This window comes from Pseudomonas sp. LBUM1656 (assembly GCF_059716065.1).
In genome coordinates this window covers 154,507-169,882 of the sequence record NZ_CP166800.1, presented here as the reverse complement: position 1 = coordinate 169,882, position 15,376 = coordinate 154,507, and the positions used below count along the sequence as shown (strand labels likewise).

The window sequence follows — 15,376 nt, the reverse complement described above, 5'->3', positions numbered from 1 at the left end:
GTTGATCAGCCAATGGGTTGACGTATATGACACACCCGACTTAGGATTACCCCACTGAACCCCGTACGCAGAGATTAAATTCACTGGCCGTTGGGGTGAAGAAACCGGCTTCGGCCGGTTTTTTCGTTTCTGAGGATTGAGTTTGTGCGAACCGCTTTTTTTGTTGATGGCTATAACGTGTTCTATGGACTGCTCGCTGGCACTCCATACAAATGGCTCAATCTCAAAGGCTTGCTGAACCATGTCGCATACATCGAGAATCCGCAAACCTCAGTCATATCGGTTGAATACTTCACCTCCTCCGTCAAACCAGAGCTTGCCACTCGCGGCATAGCCTCCAAAGAAGCTCAAGACACCTACGTGCGGGCTTTAAAAGCACACAACGTTACCGTTCACTACGGGCGCCATAAGCTAGAGCCCGCTAAAGCTCCTCGCTTCATTAACAGAAAAACCGGTGCCGATCGCCAAGACAAAGTTGATATCTGGAAACTTGAAGAGAAAGAAACTGATGTCCACATCGCAATAAGCATGTATCGCACCGCAGCAAGACAGGCTAATCACCACTGCCTTGAGCAAATCAAACAGCTAGTCTTGGTCTCTAGTGATACAGACATGACCCCAGCACTGAGAGCTATTCGAGAAGATTTCCCTGACATGAAAATCGGAGTCATTCTTCCTCACCGTGCTGAGCTAAATCGTCCATCACCAGGCTCTTTAAAAGAGCACTCGCACTGGATGCGACGTGTCATCACCTCAGAAGAGTTGCAGGCAAATCAATTTCCAGCACGGGTACCGACCCACAAGGCTCCCGCAATCAAACCGGATTACTGGTAACGACGCTAGCCAACGGATACACCGACTCCCATCCCCCACCCAACGCCTTATACAAACCCACCATCGCCAGCGACACCCCGGTCGAGCTCTCCACAAACTGCTCCCGAGTCGCCAGTAACGCGCCCTGCACGGTCAGCACATTGACGAAATCCACCACCCCTTCCACATATTGCTGCTGCGCGGTGCGCAGGGCGATCTGGTTTTGGCGGACGGCTTCGGCGAGGCTGTCGCGACGCAGTTGGCTGGCGTTGTAGGCGCTCAGTTGATCGTCGATTTCATGCCATGCGCGGAGTACGGTTTGCTGGTAAGCGATGGCGGCTTCCTGTTGCTGGGACTCGCGCAGATTCAGGACCCCGCGCAGGCGGCCGCCGTCGAACAGCGGCAGACTGAATTGCGGGCCGATGCCGAACGCACGCGAGCCCCAGGAGCCGAAATCGCTGAGCTGCATGGCCTGCGAACCGATGTTGCCCGACAGGGTAATCCTCGGATAGAAGTCACCCTTGGCCACGCCGATGCTCGCGGTGGCGGCATGCAGGCGGGCTTCGGCCTGACGGATATCCGGGCGGCGTTCGGCCAATTGCGACGGCAGCCCGATGGCGACCTGACGCGGGGTTGGCGGCACGGGCACGTCTGTGGATAACTCGGCGTGCAGCGCTTGCGGCGGTTCGCCCATCAGCAAGCTCAAGGCGTTGATCAGTTGCGACTGACGCTGCTCCAACGCCGGCAGGCGCGATTCGATGGCGGCGACTTGGGCGGCCGCTTCGGCGACGTCCAGGTCAGTGGCAACGCCGTCCGCCAGCCGCAGTTGCGAGAGTTTCAGGCTGTGCCGGGCGACATCGAGGTTTTGCTCGGTGACGACCCGAGTGCTCTGCACGCCGCGCAGTTGAATGTAGTCCTGAGCCGTTTCGGCGAGCACCGACAGCAACACGCCACGGCGATCGTTTTCCGCCACCTCCAGGGTCGCGTCGGCGGCTTCTGTTTCGCGGCGTACACGACCCCAGAAATCCAGTTCCCAGGAGGCGGAGAAACCTGCGTCCCAGAGGTTGAACGCCGAGTCGCCATTGTTGCCCGACGGGTCGTTCAGACCTTCACCGCTGTTGCGTTTGCGCCCGTAGCTGCCAGTGGCGGCGGTGTTGGGGTAGCGGTCAGCGGTGATCACCTGGCGTGCGGCGCGACTTTGCTGCAAGCGACTGCTGGCGAGCTTCAGGTCGAGGTTGTCGGTCAGGGCGCGTTGGGTCAGGGCCGAGAGCTTCGGGTCGTTGAAGACTTCCCACCAGCGTTCGTTCATGTCGGTGGGTACGGCTTCACTGGCGGCGGCTTTGGACGGTTTCGACCACTCGGTGATTTGTTGTGCTTGGGGTTTCTGGAAGTCGGGGCCGACGGTGCAGGCTGTAAGGCTCATGACCAGTAAGGCGCACAGGGTGAGTTGAGGCCACCGGCCTCTTCGCGAGCAAGCCCGCTCCCACATTGAATCGGTGCAATGCACACAATCCCTGTCCAAAAGGAAATCCCCTGTGGGACCGGGCTTGCTCGCGAAGGCGTCAGTGCGGTCAATGAAGCTCTTCATCGCTGAACCACCTCAGTCGCCCCACCAGCCGTATCAATCCTCGCCTCCACCGACATCCCCACCCGCAACCGCTCGGCCAATGCCTGCCCCGGCTCCAGCACAATCTTCACCGGAATCCGCTGCACCACCTTGGTGAAGTTGCCGGTGGCGTTGTCCGGTTTGATCGACGCAAAGGTCACACCGGTGGCCGGCGCGATGCTCTCGACGCGCCCCGTTAAAACCTCACCGCCGAGACTGTCGACATGCACCTGCACGTCCTGCCCCGGCTTCACGTCGGTCAATTGGGTTTCCTGGAAATTGGCGACCACGTAAGCCTGCGCCAGCGGCACCACCGCCAGAATCTTGCTACCCGACGTCACGTAAGCACCGACCCGCACCGCCCGCTCGCCCACCATGCCGTCCTGAGGGGCAACGATGCGCGTGTAAGACAGCTCGTAGCTGGCCATTTCCAGCGCCGCTTGCGCCCGCTTCAATCCGCCTTCAGCCGCGTCGCGCTGAGCCGTGAGGATCTCCACCTGTTTGCGCTCCGCCGCCAGTACCGCCGTGACATTGGCCAACCGCGCGGAGGCCTGATCGATGCGCGTGCGCGCTTGCTGAGCATTCTGCACCGTGCCCGCACCGACTCCGGCCAAGTGGTTGTAGCGGTTCAGTTCATGCTCGGCGAAGGCCATTTCAGCCTTGGCCGACACCACCGTGGCCTGGGCCTGAGCAATCACTGACGTCTGGCGCTCGAGGGTTGCCCGAGCGTTTTGCAGTTGCGCCCTGGCCACCAGCGTTTCGGCGTCGGCAGCCTGGGCGGCGGCACGCAGGTCGCGGTCATCGATCAACGCCAGTAACTGGCCGGCCTTGACCTGCTGGTTGTCTTCCACCAGCACTTCCTTGATGAACCCTGCCACGCGAGGCACCACCAGGGTGAAGTCCGCCGAGACAAAGGCGTCGTTGGTGCTCTGCTGGGTACGCTTGCCGAAAACGCCTGGCGCCAGCAGATAAATCAGCACGCCGACCGCCACCGCTGCGGCGACGCCGACAGCCACTTTTTGCTTTGTTTGAGTCGTCATAAAAACCTTCTGTTTCAGTGAAGCGTTCATGTCGGTGCGCGCGGTGGATAAATCCGCGTCGGCAGCCAGAAAATCAGCAGGATCAGCGCCAGCGCGACGCCGGTCATGCACAGATAAAGATCCGATGAGGTCAGCACCACGGCCTGCTCATGCAGTCGATGGGCAAGGCCAGCGCTGTCGCTGTCGGCCAGAGGGGAGTTGCCGAGGTTGTCCACCAGCATGGTTGAATGGAAATGCAGCCTTGCCGTGGTCAACGCCTCAATCACCCCGGTGGCGACCACCGCTGACAGGCCTTTCACGGTGTTGAACCAGGCCGAAGCGTACGGGCCCTCCATCGGCGTGATGCTGCCGGTGGAGAGCATCAGCAACGGCAGCACCGCCATGGGCTGACCGAAGATTTGCAGCCATTGCAACGCGTAGAAATCGTCGCGAATCCATACCGACGTCAGCTGCGAACCACCGATGCACGACAGCGCCAACATGCTAAGACCGAGCCCCAGCACCCAGCGGCAATCAACCCAGCGCAGGTTGCACAACGCCGCCACCAGCGGCAGCGCGATCAACTGTGGCAGGGCCGCCAACAACATGATCGGCGCGGTCTGAACCGGGCGATAACCCTGGACCTGCGCCAGGTAGCTGGACGGAATAATGATCACCGCCAGCAACACCACCAGCACCCCGGCCAGGGTCATCAAGGCGAACGCCAGGTTGCGGATGCCGAGCATCTGCATCTTGAAAAACGGGATCGGTTGCGACCATTCGTTGATCAGGAACAGCACCAGCATCAACAGCCCACCGCCGAGCAATCCGCAGATCAGGCTCGACTCGAACCAGTCCAGCCGATTGCCCTGCAGAATGCCGATCACCAGCATGCAGATCGCCGGAAACCCCAGCAGCAAACCGCGCCAGTTGAACTGCTTGAAGCGCTCCAGACGCAGCGGATCCTGCGGCAAGCCGTAAGCCACAGCAGCCATGGCAATCAGGCACGGGGCGATGATTTGCCAGAAGGTCCATTGCCAGCCGACGTACTCGGTCCACAAACCGGCCAGAGGAGTGCCGAGGCCTGGGCCGAAGGTGGCCGTCAGCGCATAGCCCGCCAGACCGTAAAGCTTCACGCTGGCCGGTAAAAAGCGCAGCGCGACGGTCATCAGCATCGGCGGAAGCGCACCGCCGGCCAGACCTTGCAGGGTGCGCATGACCAACAGGCTTTCGTAATTCGGGGCGAACGGGCACAACACGCCCAACAGGGTGAAGGCGCTGATGGCGCAGAGGGTGAAGCGCCGCAGCGAGAACGTCACCGAGCACCACGGCGCAAAGGCCATGGCCGCTACCGAGGTCGCCGTGTAGCTGGCGACCAGCCAGGTGCCTTCGTCATAGCCGATGGCCAATGCGCCGCGAATGTCGGCCAGGGCGACTTTGGTCACCATCTCGTTGAGACCCGACACCAGCACCGCCAGCAACACGCCCACCAGACCGATGATGATCCGCGGGCCGAAAGCGGGCGGCGTTACGGCGGCGGGACTGGCCGCGGCGAGAGGTGCCGTGACCGTGAGGGAAGTCATTGACTGCAAGCTCCGGAGTTTGAATACCGGAGCATTTTAAGAAGCGCGGAGCATTACGAAAATTGACTTATTGGCAGGTTATAAGTGCGCCCGACGCAGCAATACAACCCCCTCTGTAGGAGCGAGCCTGCTCGCGATAGCGGTGGATCAGTCAACATCTGTGTTGAAGGTGATGACCCTATCGCGAGCAGGCTCACTCCCACAGGGATTGGGGGGTGAATTTCAAGAGGGTTGTGCAGCCAGCCACGTCTCGTCGCAGCAGGCCTTGAGCGTCTCGCGCAGCCAGCGGTGCGCCGGATCCTTGTCGAAACGCGGGTGCCAGGCCTGAGTCAGCATCAGGGTGGGCAAGGGAATCGGCAGGGTAAACGAGCGCAGCTTCAACCCCAGGCGCCGTACGCTCAACAGCGCTTCTTTGGGCACCGGCAAGATCAGGTTGGAATCCGGCAGCGCAAACATCGCCGCGTGGAAGCTCGGCGCAATGACCGCTACCCGCCGCTCCAGGCCCAAGGCATTCAGTGCCGTGTCGATGGGCCCGCGAGCAATGCCGCGCCGGGACATGCTGATATGGGAGAAACCGGCAAACCGCTCGGCCGTGATCTCTTCGTCGAACAGCGGATGGTCTTCGCGAACCAGGCCAACGAAATGAGTGGAGAACAGATTCTGAACCTTCACTTCCGGGGTCAGCGGCCGAGTGTTGCTGACGCTCAGGTCGATCCGCCCCTCGCGCAGCGCTTCATCATCGCCATCGCCTTCGGGGACGAAGCGCAGCTCGCAATGCGGCGCCTGGCGGTCCAGGGTGTCGAACAGCTTGCCGCCGTAGACGCCGACGAAGAAGTCATTGGCACGGATGCTGAACCGACGGCGCAGTGAACCCAACTCCACCGCATCGGCCGAGCGAAACAGCAGCGCGGCCTGCTCCACGACGTCGCGCACTTGCTCGCGGAGCTCCAGGGCCTTGGGCGTTGGCACCAAACCACGACCGGCGCGCACCAGAAGCGGGTCGCCGATGGCCTCGCGGATACGCGTGAGCGTTCGGCTCATGGCCGCAGGGCTGAGGTTCATCCGCCGCGCGGCACCTACCACGCTGCCTTCATCGAGCAAGGCGTCGAGGGCGACCAACAGGTTCATGTCCGGGAGTTGCATGCTGAGCACTCATGTCTTGGCTGGATTGATCCAGACGCAATGCTAGCAAACATCCTTGAATTGGGGTGGTGGTTGCACTGACGCCTTCGCGAGCAAGCCCGCTCCCACATTGGATTTGTGTCAATCACAAAACCAATGTGGGAGCGGGCTTGCTCGCGAAGGGGCCAGACCAGACACCGTAAATCTTAGCGCTGCATCCCCCAGCGCTTTACGGTCACCCGCTCAAGGGTGTCAAACACCAGGTTCTCCACCAGCAACCCAATCAAAATCACCACCGCCAACCCGGCAAACACTTTGTCGGTGTACAGCTCATTGCGATTTTGAAAGATGTACCAGCCCAGCCCACCCTTGCCACTGGTAGCGCCAAATACCAGCTCAGCGGCAATCAGTGTCCGCCAGGCAAATGCCCAGCCGATTTTCAACCCTGCAAGGATCGATGGCAGCGCCGCTGGAATCAGGATGAACAGCACAAAACGCATGCCCTTGAGGCCGTAGTTGCGACCGGCCATGCGCAGGGTTTCCGAGACACCGAGAAACCCGGCATAGGTATTCAGCGCCAACGCCCAGAGCACCGAATGCACCAGCACGAAAATCAGGCTGTTCTGCCCCAGGCCAAACCACAGCAGCGCCAACGGCAACAACGCGATCGCCGGCAGCGGGTTGAACATCGAGGTCAAGGTGCTCAGCAGATCGCGCCCGAACTGCGTCGACACTGCCAACGTGGTCAGGGCAAACGCCAGGACGATGCCGATCAAGTAGCCCTTGAGCAACACCACCAGCGAAATCCAGACTTTGCCCAGCAACTCGCCGCTGAGCAAACCGTCATACAGCGCGCTGCCGGTTTGCAGAAAACTCGGCAGCAGCAGGTCGTTGTTCTGAATGCGCGCAACCACCTCCCACAGCACTGCGAGCAAAATCAGGATCAGGCTTTTGCGCAGCCAGCCCTGTTGCCACAGGCGTTGGCCGAGCGGTAACTCGCGCTCAACCGGCACGCTGGTCAATGGTTGCAAAACGGTTTCGAATTCTTCACGCGCAGATGATAAATGGCTCATCGGGCACTCCTCTCAATGGCTCAATAAGCGATGCGAATGTCGGAAAAATCCAGCTCACGCTCGGTTTCCGGCGACTGACCTTCATCGAACAACAACCGATGAATCCGTCGCGCCGATTCCTGAAACGCCACGCCGCCGAGGCTGTGCAAATCGTATTGATGGCTGTGGACTTCCGCGCGCACCCGCCCCGGATGCGGCGACAGCAGCAAAATGCGGTTGCCCACCACCAGCGCCTCTTCGATGGAGTGCGTGACAAACAGCAGCGTGAAGCGCACCTCTTCCCAGAGCAGCAGCAATTCTTCCTGCATCTTGCGGCGAGTCAGCGCATCGAGGGCGGCGAAGGGTTCGTCCATCAGGAGGATTTTCGGCTGCATCGCCAACGCCCGGGCAATCGCCACACGCGCCTTCATGCCACCGGACAAGGTGTGCGGATAGGCATCGGCAAACGCCGCCAGACCGACCTTGTCCAGATAGTGCAGCGCCCGTTCTTCGGCCTCTTTGCGCTTCAGCGTTTTCGAAGCCAGCAGCGGAAACATCACATTCTGCTTCACGGTTTTCCACGGTGGCAGTTGATCGAATTCCTGGAACACCACAATCCGGTCCGGTCCCGGCGCATGAACGGTTTGCCCTTGCAGCCGAATCTCGCCCTCGCACGGTTGAATGAACCCGGCAACAGCCTTGAGCAGCGTCGATTTACCGCAACCTGACGGGCCCAGCAGCACAAAGCGGTCCGCCGGATCGACTTCAAAACTGACTTGGCGGGTCGCCCGAACCACACGCTGCGGCGTGCGGTATTCGAGGCTGACATGGTCGACGGACAGCAACGCCTGGGTTACTGCAATCGGGTTGCTGGCCGTGTGGCCTTGCAAAGGGGCGTTCATCTCGATCAGCTCCCTTGCAGCGGTTTGGCGTCCTGGAAGAAGTAATCCTTCCACGAATCCGGCTTGTTTTTGATTGCGCCGACGCGGTACAGAAATTCGGCCAACGGGTAGGTATTTTTCGGCGTGACGCTGAATTCGAACTGCGGGTTATCGATGATTTTCAGCAGCGCAGCGCGATCGATTTTGGCCTTGGTGACGCGGATGTAGGTGTCGGCTGCCGCGCCTTTATCGTTCTGGGCAAATTGCGCGGCTTCGGTCAGCGCTTCAACGAAGGCTTTATAGGTTTTAGGGTTCTCGTTGCGGAATTTCTCGGTGGCGAACAGCACGGTTGGCGAGTTCGGACCCAGCAGGTCATAGGTGTTCAGCACCACATGGACGTTGGGGTTGGCCAGCGCCTGATCCTGGAATGGCGGGTTGGAAAAGTGTCCGCTCAACTCGGTACCGCCGGCGATGAGCGCGGCCGTGGCATCCGGATGCGGTACGGCAATGGTGTACTTGTCGAGGCGATTAAACTCCTTGTCACCCCACTGCTTGGCGGCCGCGTATTGCAGGAAGCGCGACTGCACCGAAACGCCGACCGCCGGTACCGCGATACGGTCCTTCTCGGTGAAATCGGCGATGGTTTTGACCTTCGGATTGTTGCTCACCAGGTAGTACGGGAAGTTGCCGAGAGAGGCCACGGCCTTGACGTTCTGCTTGCCTTGGGTGCGGTCCCAGATGGTCAGCAGCGGACCGACGCCCGCCCCGGCAATATCAATCGAGCCGGAGAGCAGCGCATCGTTGACCGCTGCGCCACCGGACAGCTGGGTCCAGTCGACTTTGATGTCGATGCCTTCCTGCTTGCCATACTTCTCGATCAGGTTCTGATCGCGCACCACGTTGAGCAACAGATAAACGATGCCGAACTGTTCGGCGATGCGGATTTCACCTTCGGCGTGGGCCACGGTCGGCACCACCAGACTGCCGGCGATCAGGCTGAATCCCAAACCGATGGCAGCGGCCAGCGGCGCGAAAGGAAGACGTTTGGACATGGAAATTCTCCGACAAATCAGAAAGGCGCGTCGCCCTGGATGGTGGTGCGATACAGCTTGCGGCGCAGATGGCTTGGGCATCCGGCAGCGAGGTGGATCAGCGAACGGTTGTCCCAGAACACCAGGTCGTGGGCCTGCCATTGATGGCGGTAGATGTTTTGCGGCAGCACGCTGTGGGCATAGAGTTCGTCGAGCAGTTGCTTGCTCTCGTCTTCCGGCAAACCGACGATGCGGGTGGTGAAACCTTCGCTGACGAACAACGCCTTGCGACCGTTTTCCGGGTGCGTGCGCACGATCGGGTGGACCACCTCGGCCACTTGAGCCAGTTGCTCCGGGGTCAGGGTCGGGCGCCAGTTGCCTTCGAATTTGGTCTCGCTGTAGCGCGCCGTGTAGGAATGCGCGGCTGAGCGGCCTTCGACGGCTTTGCGCAGCGCCTCGGGCAGGTTGTCCCAGGCTTTGTGCATGTCGGCGAACAACGTGTCACCGCCTTCGGAGGGCAGTTCCTGGGCGTGCAGCATCGAGCCCAGGCTCGGCAATTCTTTATAGGACAGGTCGGAGTGCCAGAACTTGCCGGCGTCACCGAGGCCGATGGATTGGCCGTTTTCGATGATGTTGGAAACGATGAGAATTTCCGGGTGGCCGGCCAGCAGGAACTGCTTGAGCACATGGATCTGCAACACGCCGAAGCGGCGGCTGAAAGCGATTTGCTGCTCGGGGGTAATGCGCTGGTCGCGGAACACCACGACGTGATGATCAAGGTGCGCGCGGTGGATGCGGGCGAAATCCTGATCATTGATCGGGCGGGACAGGTCCAGACCGATGATTTCGGCACCGACAGCGCCGCTGAACGGGCGAATGTCGAAGGTTTGTGGCGCGATTGCGGGTGACGCAGAGACGGCTGACATAAAAATCACTCCCACGCACGGCACGCTCAAGGGCGCGCGCGTCGATCAAGAAACTCACGGAGGTCCCGTGTTGGTTCGTGTCGTGCGGCGCGCCGATTGGTCGGCAGGTACGCAGGAGGATGACTTTATAGGTATAAGAATCGAAATTTAAATACCGTTAGCGAATAACGATATGGCTTTTGGAGTGCGGCGTCTTGTCGGCCGCCTTCGCGAGCAAGCCCGCTCCCACATCGGTCTTGTGATCGCCACAGAACCTGTGGGAGCGGGCTTGCTCGCGAAGAGGCCATAAGTCGCAAAGAAGATCTACCGCTCGTGCAACGCCTCAGCCCGCGCCCGGATAATCGGCTTGAGCAGATAGCTGAGAACAGTCTTCTTGCCGGTAATGATATCCACCGAAGCCACCATCCCCGGAATAATCAGCAACGGCTTTTCATCCGTCCCCAGGTGGCTGCGATCCGTGCGCAATTTGATGATGTAGTACGTGGTCTTCTTGTCTTCATCGGTAATGGTGTCAGCACCGATCTGCTCAAGCCTGGCCTTCAGCCCACCATAAATGGTGTAGTCATACGCCGTGAACTTCACCGTCGCTTCCTGGCCCGGGTGCAGGAACGCGATGTCTTGCGGGCGGATCTTCGCTTCCACCAGCAAGGTGTCGTCCAGCGGCACAATTTCCACCAGGTCGCTGCCCGGCTGGATCACGCCGCCAATGGTATTCACCAGCAGCTTGTTGACGATGCCGCGCACCGGTGATGTCACCAGCGTCCGGCTGACCCGGTCTTCCAGCGCTTTGCCGGTGGCCTGGGCCTTGTTCAGGTCGGTGCGGGCTTCGTTGAGTTGGGTCAGGGCTTCGCTGCGGAACTTGCCGCGCGTCTCGTCGATCTTGCGCTGCACTTCCTTGATCGCCGATTCGGCGCGAGGGATCGCCAGCGTCGTGGCATCCAGTTGGCCACGGGTTTCGACCTCGGCACGCTTGAGTCGCAACACCTCGACCGGCGACACCGCGCCCTGGGCTACCAGCGGCTCGGACATGTTGATTTCCTGACGCTGCAACGACAGCCCGTTTCGGTACTGCGACTGTTTGGAGGTAAATTCGCGCAGCTCTTGCTGACGCTGGATCAACTGTTCTTGCAAGCCGCCGATCTCATCGTGCAACTGCTGACGACGGCTGATGTACAACGACTCTTCGCTGGCGGCCTGGCCGGGAACAGCCTTCAGCACATCGGCGGGGAAGTTCAGCGGACGGTCATCCACCTCGGCGCTCAAGCGCTCCACGCGCAGCAGCATCGATAGCCGATCGGCTTCGGTCTCGCCGACGTTGGAGGCAAACCGCGTGTCGTCCAGGCGAATCAGCGGCGCGCCGGCATCGACAATCTGCCCTTCGGTGACGTACAGCTCGGAGACGATACCGCCCTCAAGGTTCTGGATTTTCTGGATCTTCGATGACGGAATCGCCTTGCCGTCGCCCTTGGTGACTTCGTCGATCACCGCGTAATTGGCCCAGAGCATCAGGAACACGAAGAAGCCGATGATCGCCCAGATCGTCAGCCGCACCACACGCGGGGCGTCTTCGATAAGGGCTTTATTGACCTCGGGAAGTGGCTGGCCATGCAGCGACTCGGAGCCTTTGAAGTAACGGCGGATCGAATCCTTGAAACCCGACTTAAGCAACACTGATCTGCCCCTTTTTCAACGCTTCCATTACGGCGGCTTTCGGGCCATCGGCGAGAATTTGTCCACGGTCGATGACGATCAGGCGATCCACCAGCGACAGCAGCGATGCCCGGTGCGTCACCAGTACCACGGTCTTGTTTTCAATCACCGCGGCGAGGCGTTGCTTGAGGCGTTCTTCGCCGGTGTTGTCCATGGCGCTGGTCGGTTCGTCGAGCAGCAGGATCGGCGGATTGAGCAGCAACGCACGGGCCAGGGCGACGTTCTGGCGCTGACCGCCGGACAGGTTTTGCCCGCGCTCACCGACTTGCAGTTCATAACCTTGCGGGTGCAGACGGGCGAACTCGTGCACGCCGGCCAGTTCGGCGGCTTGCAGGACCATTTCGTCTTCGACATAGCGCGCGCCCGACACCAGGTTGTCGCGCAGGGTGCCGGCCAGCAGCTGGATGTCCTGCGCGACGTAGCCAATGTTGTGGCGCAATTCGCTGACGTCGATCTGACGGATGTCGACGCCATCCACCAACAGCGCGCCGTCGTCCGGTTGATAGAGACCGACCAGCAATTTGGCCAGGGAGCTTTTGCCCGAGCCGCTGCGGCCGATGATGCCGATCTTCTCGCCAGGCTTGATGCTCAGGTTGATGTTGTTCAGCGCCGCGTTCTGTTGGTTCGGGTAGGTGAAGTTCATCTGCCGGCATTCGATGGCGCCTTGCAGCACCTTGCGGCTCAACGGGCGCTCTTCGAAGTTGCGCTCTTGCGGCAGTTCCATCATCTGGTCCACCGACACCATGGTCACCCGCGCTTGCTGGTAACGGGTCAGCAGGCCGGACAACGACGCCAGCGGGCTGAGCGCACGGCCACTGAGCATGTAGCAGGCGATCAAGCCGCCCATGCTCAAGTTACCGGCGATGATCTGGTACACACCGAAGACGATCATGATCACCCCGGCCAGTTGCTGGATCAGCAAGGTGATGTTCATCGCCAGCCCGGAGAGCATTTTCACCCGCAGTTCGAGGCGGCTGAGGGTGCCGATGGTCTGTTCCCACTGATACTGGCGTTCGCTTTCGGCGTTGTTGACCTTTACCGCATCGAGGCCGGCAAGGGTTTCGATCAGGCTCGACTGACGCTCGGCGCCCAGGGCCATGGTACGTTCCATGGTCGCCACTAACGGCTTCTGCAGCGCATAGCCGATCAGCAGGGCAATCGGGAACGCCAGCACCGGAATCCACACCAGGTGCCCGCCGAGAATCGCGATGACCATGAAGATCAGCAGCGTAAACGGCAGGTCGATCAGGCTGGTCAGGGTCAGCGAGGCGAGGAAGTCCCGCAGGCTCTGAAACTCATGGATATTCTGGGCGAAGCTGCCGACCCGGGCCGGGCGGTACTTCATGGCCATGCCGACGATGCGCTCGAACAACGTCGCCGAGATGATCAGGTCGGTTTTCTTACCGGCCAGGTCCAGGCACAAACTGCGCAAGCTCTTGAGGATCAGGTCGAACAGGTAAGCGCCGGTGATGCCGATGGCCAACACCCACAACGTCGATTCAGCCTGATTCGGCACCACGCGGTCGTAGACGTTCATCACGAACAGCGGCGCGGCCATGGCGATGATGTTGATCAGGAAACTGGCAGCGATGGCGTCGGCGTACAGCCAGCGCGAACGCTTGAGGGTGTCGCGGAACCACGAGCGCGCGCGCGGGATCAGCGTGCCGTGATTGACGTCGAATTTGTGCTGGGGTTGAGCGAAGAACACTTTGCCGATGTAGTCGTCGGCGAGCAGTTCGCGACTGACGAGGCTTTCGCCACCGTCGCTTTCGCTGATCAGCAGACGGGCCTGGTCTTCACCGTGCCAGCCGAGCAGGACGGCACTGCGACCGTCCTTGAGCAGCAACAGCGCCGGCATCGCAATCGCCGGGATCTGCTCCAGCTTGCGCACCAGCACGCGCCCTTGCAGGCCGGCGCGAGCGGCGGCGCGGGGCAGCAGTTCAACGCTCAGGCGCTGCTTGGGCAACGGCAGGCCGGTGGTCAGCATCGCGGCGCTGGCCGGTTTTTGATGCAGGGTGCACAGGGCTAGCAGACCATCCAGTAACGGATCGTCGTGCAGCGCGCGTGGATCATGAATGAGTTGAACTCGACTGACTTCTGATTCCACGCTCGGCACTCTTGGCTAACAGTAAAAAAGGGAAGACTCAATTCATCCCGGGCAACTGGACCCTTGGCTTCACGTCGTTCTGCACAACGGATGCCAACGGTGCGACCACTCCCTGGCTCTTGAGCAACTCGCCCATGGTCGCCTTGATTCGGTACTGAGTAAATAACTGAATGTTTTTGATCTCCGCCAGGCGACGGGAAGCGCTGAACAGCTCATTTTCGCTGTCGAGCAGGTCGAGCAAGGTGCGCTCGCCAAGGCTGAACTGCTTCTGATACGCGGTGCGCACGCTGGTGCTGTGATCGACATATTGCTGGGCGATCGGCACCTGGGCGTTGGCGTTGTTCAAGGCATTCCAGGCCAGGCCCAACTCTTCATTCAATACGCGCAGGGCGTTATTGCGGATATCCAGCGCCTGGTTGGACAGGTAGGACTTGGATTCCAGATCAGCCTTGTTGCTGCCACCGGCATACAGATTGAAGCGCATGCGCAACATGGCCTGCCATTCGTTGCTGTGACCGTTCTGACCGTCGAGGTCGTTGTCGGCGGAGCGGCCGAGTTCGGCATCGAAGCGCGGGTAGAAGGACGATTTGGCGGCGTCGTACTGTTTCTCCGCCGCGGCGATGTCGGACTCGGCAGAACGCAGGATCGGGCTGTTTTCCAGCATCTGCGCGCGGGCTTCATTCAAATTGGCCGGCAACAGCGCGAGGAAATCGGCAGGACGCTCCAGTTGATCGGGCATCTGGCCCACGGCGCTGAGGAAGTTGGTCTCGGCGTCCGCCAGGTTGGTCTGTTCGGTGATCAGGTTGTTGCGGGCCTGGGCCATACGCGCTTCGGCCTGGTCGAGATCGGCACCGCTGCCAACGCCGCGCTGAGTACGTAACTTGATCTGGTCATAGATCCTTTCGTGGCTTTTCAGATTGTCTGTGGCCAGGCGCACGAATTCGCGGCGGGTCAGTACATCCAGATAAACCTGAGCGACGGTCAGCGCGGTGCGTTCGGACGTGCCCAGCAAGGAATAAGCCCGGGAATTAACGGTGGCTTGTTGACGCCCCACTTCGCTGGACGTCGCAAAACCGTCAAAGACCATTTGCGATAGACGCAAACTTGACTCGCTGCGGTTCAGGGTTTCCCAGTGATTGTCGTTGCCGGCAGCACGCGTCGTGACGCTGTCTGTGCCTTCGCGACCATAACCGCCCAGCAGATCGACCCGTGGAAGGTATCCACCTTTTGCTGCCTTTAACTGATAATCCGCGGCCAATCGACTATTAACACCTGCCTGGATTTCCGGATGGACATCCAACGCCTGTTGCATGGCCTCCGGAAGTGACTGCGCCTGAACAAAACTGGCGGCAAGGGCGAAGGGTAAAGCCTTGAACAGGTGCAAACGCATGGTTGGAATTTCCCGGAATTACTTGTCTTGAATCACTGCAGAACGTGCCGCTGCATCGGATGATGACCATCGGAATGACCGTGTGTCGGAAAGTTGGAATTTGGAACTGAGTCACACTCTGTGGGGCGGGGAGTTA

Annotated in this window: 12 protein-coding genes; 1 reads left to right on the top strand and 11 read right to left on the bottom strand. The window is 60.4% G+C overall.

The features are described 5' to 3' along the window. Window positions 1-144: 144 nt before the first annotated feature. Complete coding sequence (locus ACA072_RS00740; protein ID WP_497622466.1) at window positions 145-834, top strand: NYN domain-containing protein; 690 nt, start codon at window positions 145-147, stop codon at window positions 832-834. On the opposite strand, the gene ACA072_RS00735 is transcribed toward ACA072_RS00740, so the two are convergent. From ACA072_RS00735 to ACA072_RS00685, 11 genes are all read right to left on the bottom strand, one after another. Then, window positions 815-2,401, bottom strand: coding sequence for an efflux transporter outer membrane subunit (locus tag ACA072_RS00735; RefSeq protein WP_497622464.1), 1,587 nt, complete (start codon window positions 2,399-2,401; stop codon window positions 815-817). The genes ACA072_RS00740 and ACA072_RS00735 overlap by 20 nt on opposite strands. Beyond that, a complete protein-coding gene (locus ACA072_RS00730; protein ID WP_497622462.1) occupies window positions 2,398-3,459 on the bottom strand; it encodes an HlyD family secretion protein in 1,062 nt (353 codons plus the stop codon). Before ACA072_RS00730 ends, ACA072_RS00735 begins: the two co-directional genes overlap by 4 nt. Window positions 3,460-3,485: 26 nt before the next feature. Further along, window positions 3,486-5,021, bottom strand: a complete 1,536-nt coding sequence (locus tag ACA072_RS00725; protein ID WP_497622460.1) for an MFS transporter — start codon at window positions 5,019-5,021, stop codon at window positions 3,486-3,488. 222 nt (window positions 5,022-5,243) lie between these two features. Then, window positions 5,244-6,164: a LysR family transcriptional regulator gene (locus ACA072_RS00720; protein ID WP_497622459.1), complete on the bottom strand. Its 921-nt coding sequence runs from the start codon at window positions 6,162-6,164 to the stop codon at window positions 5,244-5,246. 185 nt (window positions 6,165-6,349) lie between these two features. Continuing rightward, window positions 6,350-7,216 carry an ABC transporter permease gene (locus ACA072_RS00715; RefSeq protein ID WP_497622458.1) on the bottom strand — a complete coding sequence of 289 codons (867 nt, stop codon included), beginning with the start codon at window positions 7,214-7,216 and terminating at the stop codon, window positions 6,350-6,352. Window positions 7,217-7,236: 20 nt separating this feature from the next. Next, on the bottom strand, window positions 7,237-8,097 hold the full coding sequence (locus tag ACA072_RS00710; RefSeq protein WP_497622457.1) for an ABC transporter ATP-binding protein: 861 nt from the start codon (window positions 8,095-8,097) through the stop codon (window positions 7,237-7,239). A gap of 5 nt (window positions 8,098-8,102) precedes the next feature. Then, window positions 8,103-9,128, bottom strand: coding sequence for an ABC transporter substrate-binding protein (locus tag ACA072_RS00705; RefSeq protein ID WP_497622455.1), 1,026 nt, complete (start codon window positions 9,126-9,128; stop codon window positions 8,103-8,105). A 17-nt stretch (window positions 9,129-9,145) separates the two neighbouring features. Further along, window positions 9,146-10,033: a TauD/TfdA dioxygenase family protein gene (locus tag ACA072_RS00700; protein WP_219097781.1), complete on the bottom strand. Its 888-nt coding sequence runs from the start codon at window positions 10,031-10,033 to the stop codon at window positions 9,146-9,148. 303 nt (window positions 10,034-10,336) lie between these two features. Further along, complete coding sequence (locus tag ACA072_RS00695; protein WP_461956530.1) at window positions 10,337-11,704, bottom strand: HlyD family type I secretion periplasmic adaptor subunit; 1,368 nt, start codon at window positions 11,702-11,704, stop codon at window positions 10,337-10,339. Next, window positions 11,694-13,850: a type I secretion system permease/ATPase gene (locus ACA072_RS00690; protein ID WP_497622452.1), complete on the bottom strand. Its 2,157-nt coding sequence runs from the start codon at window positions 13,848-13,850 to the stop codon at window positions 11,694-11,696. The genes ACA072_RS00695 and ACA072_RS00690 overlap by 11 nt, the downstream gene beginning before the upstream one ends. A 37-nt stretch (window positions 13,851-13,887) precedes the next feature. Further along, on the bottom strand, window positions 13,888-15,240 hold the full coding sequence (locus ACA072_RS00685; RefSeq protein ID WP_497622450.1) for a TolC family outer membrane protein: 1,353 nt from the start codon (window positions 15,238-15,240) through the stop codon (window positions 13,888-13,890). Window positions 15,241-15,376 lie beyond the last annotated feature (136 nt).

What these genes read in the sequence shown, in the direction of transcription:
- ACA072_RS00720 (WP_497622459.1), bottom strand. Translation starts at nt 6,164, where the DNA reads ATGCAACTCCCGGACATGAACCTGTTGGTCGCCCTCGACGCCTTGCTC.
- ACA072_RS00685 (WP_497622450.1), bottom strand. Translation starts at nt 15,240, where the DNA reads ATGCGTTTGCACCTGTTCAAGGCTTTACCCTTCGCCCTTGCCGCCAGT.
- ACA072_RS00705 (WP_497622455.1), bottom strand. Translation starts at nt 9,128, where the DNA reads ATGTCCAAACGTCTTCCTTTCGCGCCGCTGGCCGCTGCCATCGGTTTG.
- ACA072_RS00735 (WP_497622464.1), bottom strand. Translation starts at nt 2,401, where the DNA reads ATGAAGAGCTTCATTGACCGCACTGACGCCTTCGCGAGCAAGCCCGGT.
- ACA072_RS00730 (WP_497622462.1), bottom strand. Translation starts at nt 3,459, where the DNA reads ATGACGACTCAAACAAAGCAAAAAGTGGCTGTCGGCGTCGCCGCAGCG.
- ACA072_RS00700 (WP_219097781.1), bottom strand. Translation starts at nt 10,033, where the DNA reads ATGTCAGCCGTCTCTGCGTCACCCGCAATCGCGCCACAAACCTTCGAC.
- ACA072_RS00710 (WP_497622457.1), bottom strand. Translation starts at nt 8,097, where the DNA reads ATGAACGCCCCTTTGCAAGGCCACACGGCCAGCAACCCGATTGCAGTA.
- ACA072_RS00715 (WP_497622458.1), bottom strand. Translation starts at nt 7,216, where the DNA reads ATGAGCCATTTATCATCTGCGCGTGAAGAATTCGAAACCGTTTTGCAA.
- ACA072_RS00725 (WP_497622460.1), bottom strand. Translation starts at nt 5,021, where the DNA reads ATGACTTCCCTCACGGTCACGGCACCTCTCGCCGCGGCCAGTCCCGCC.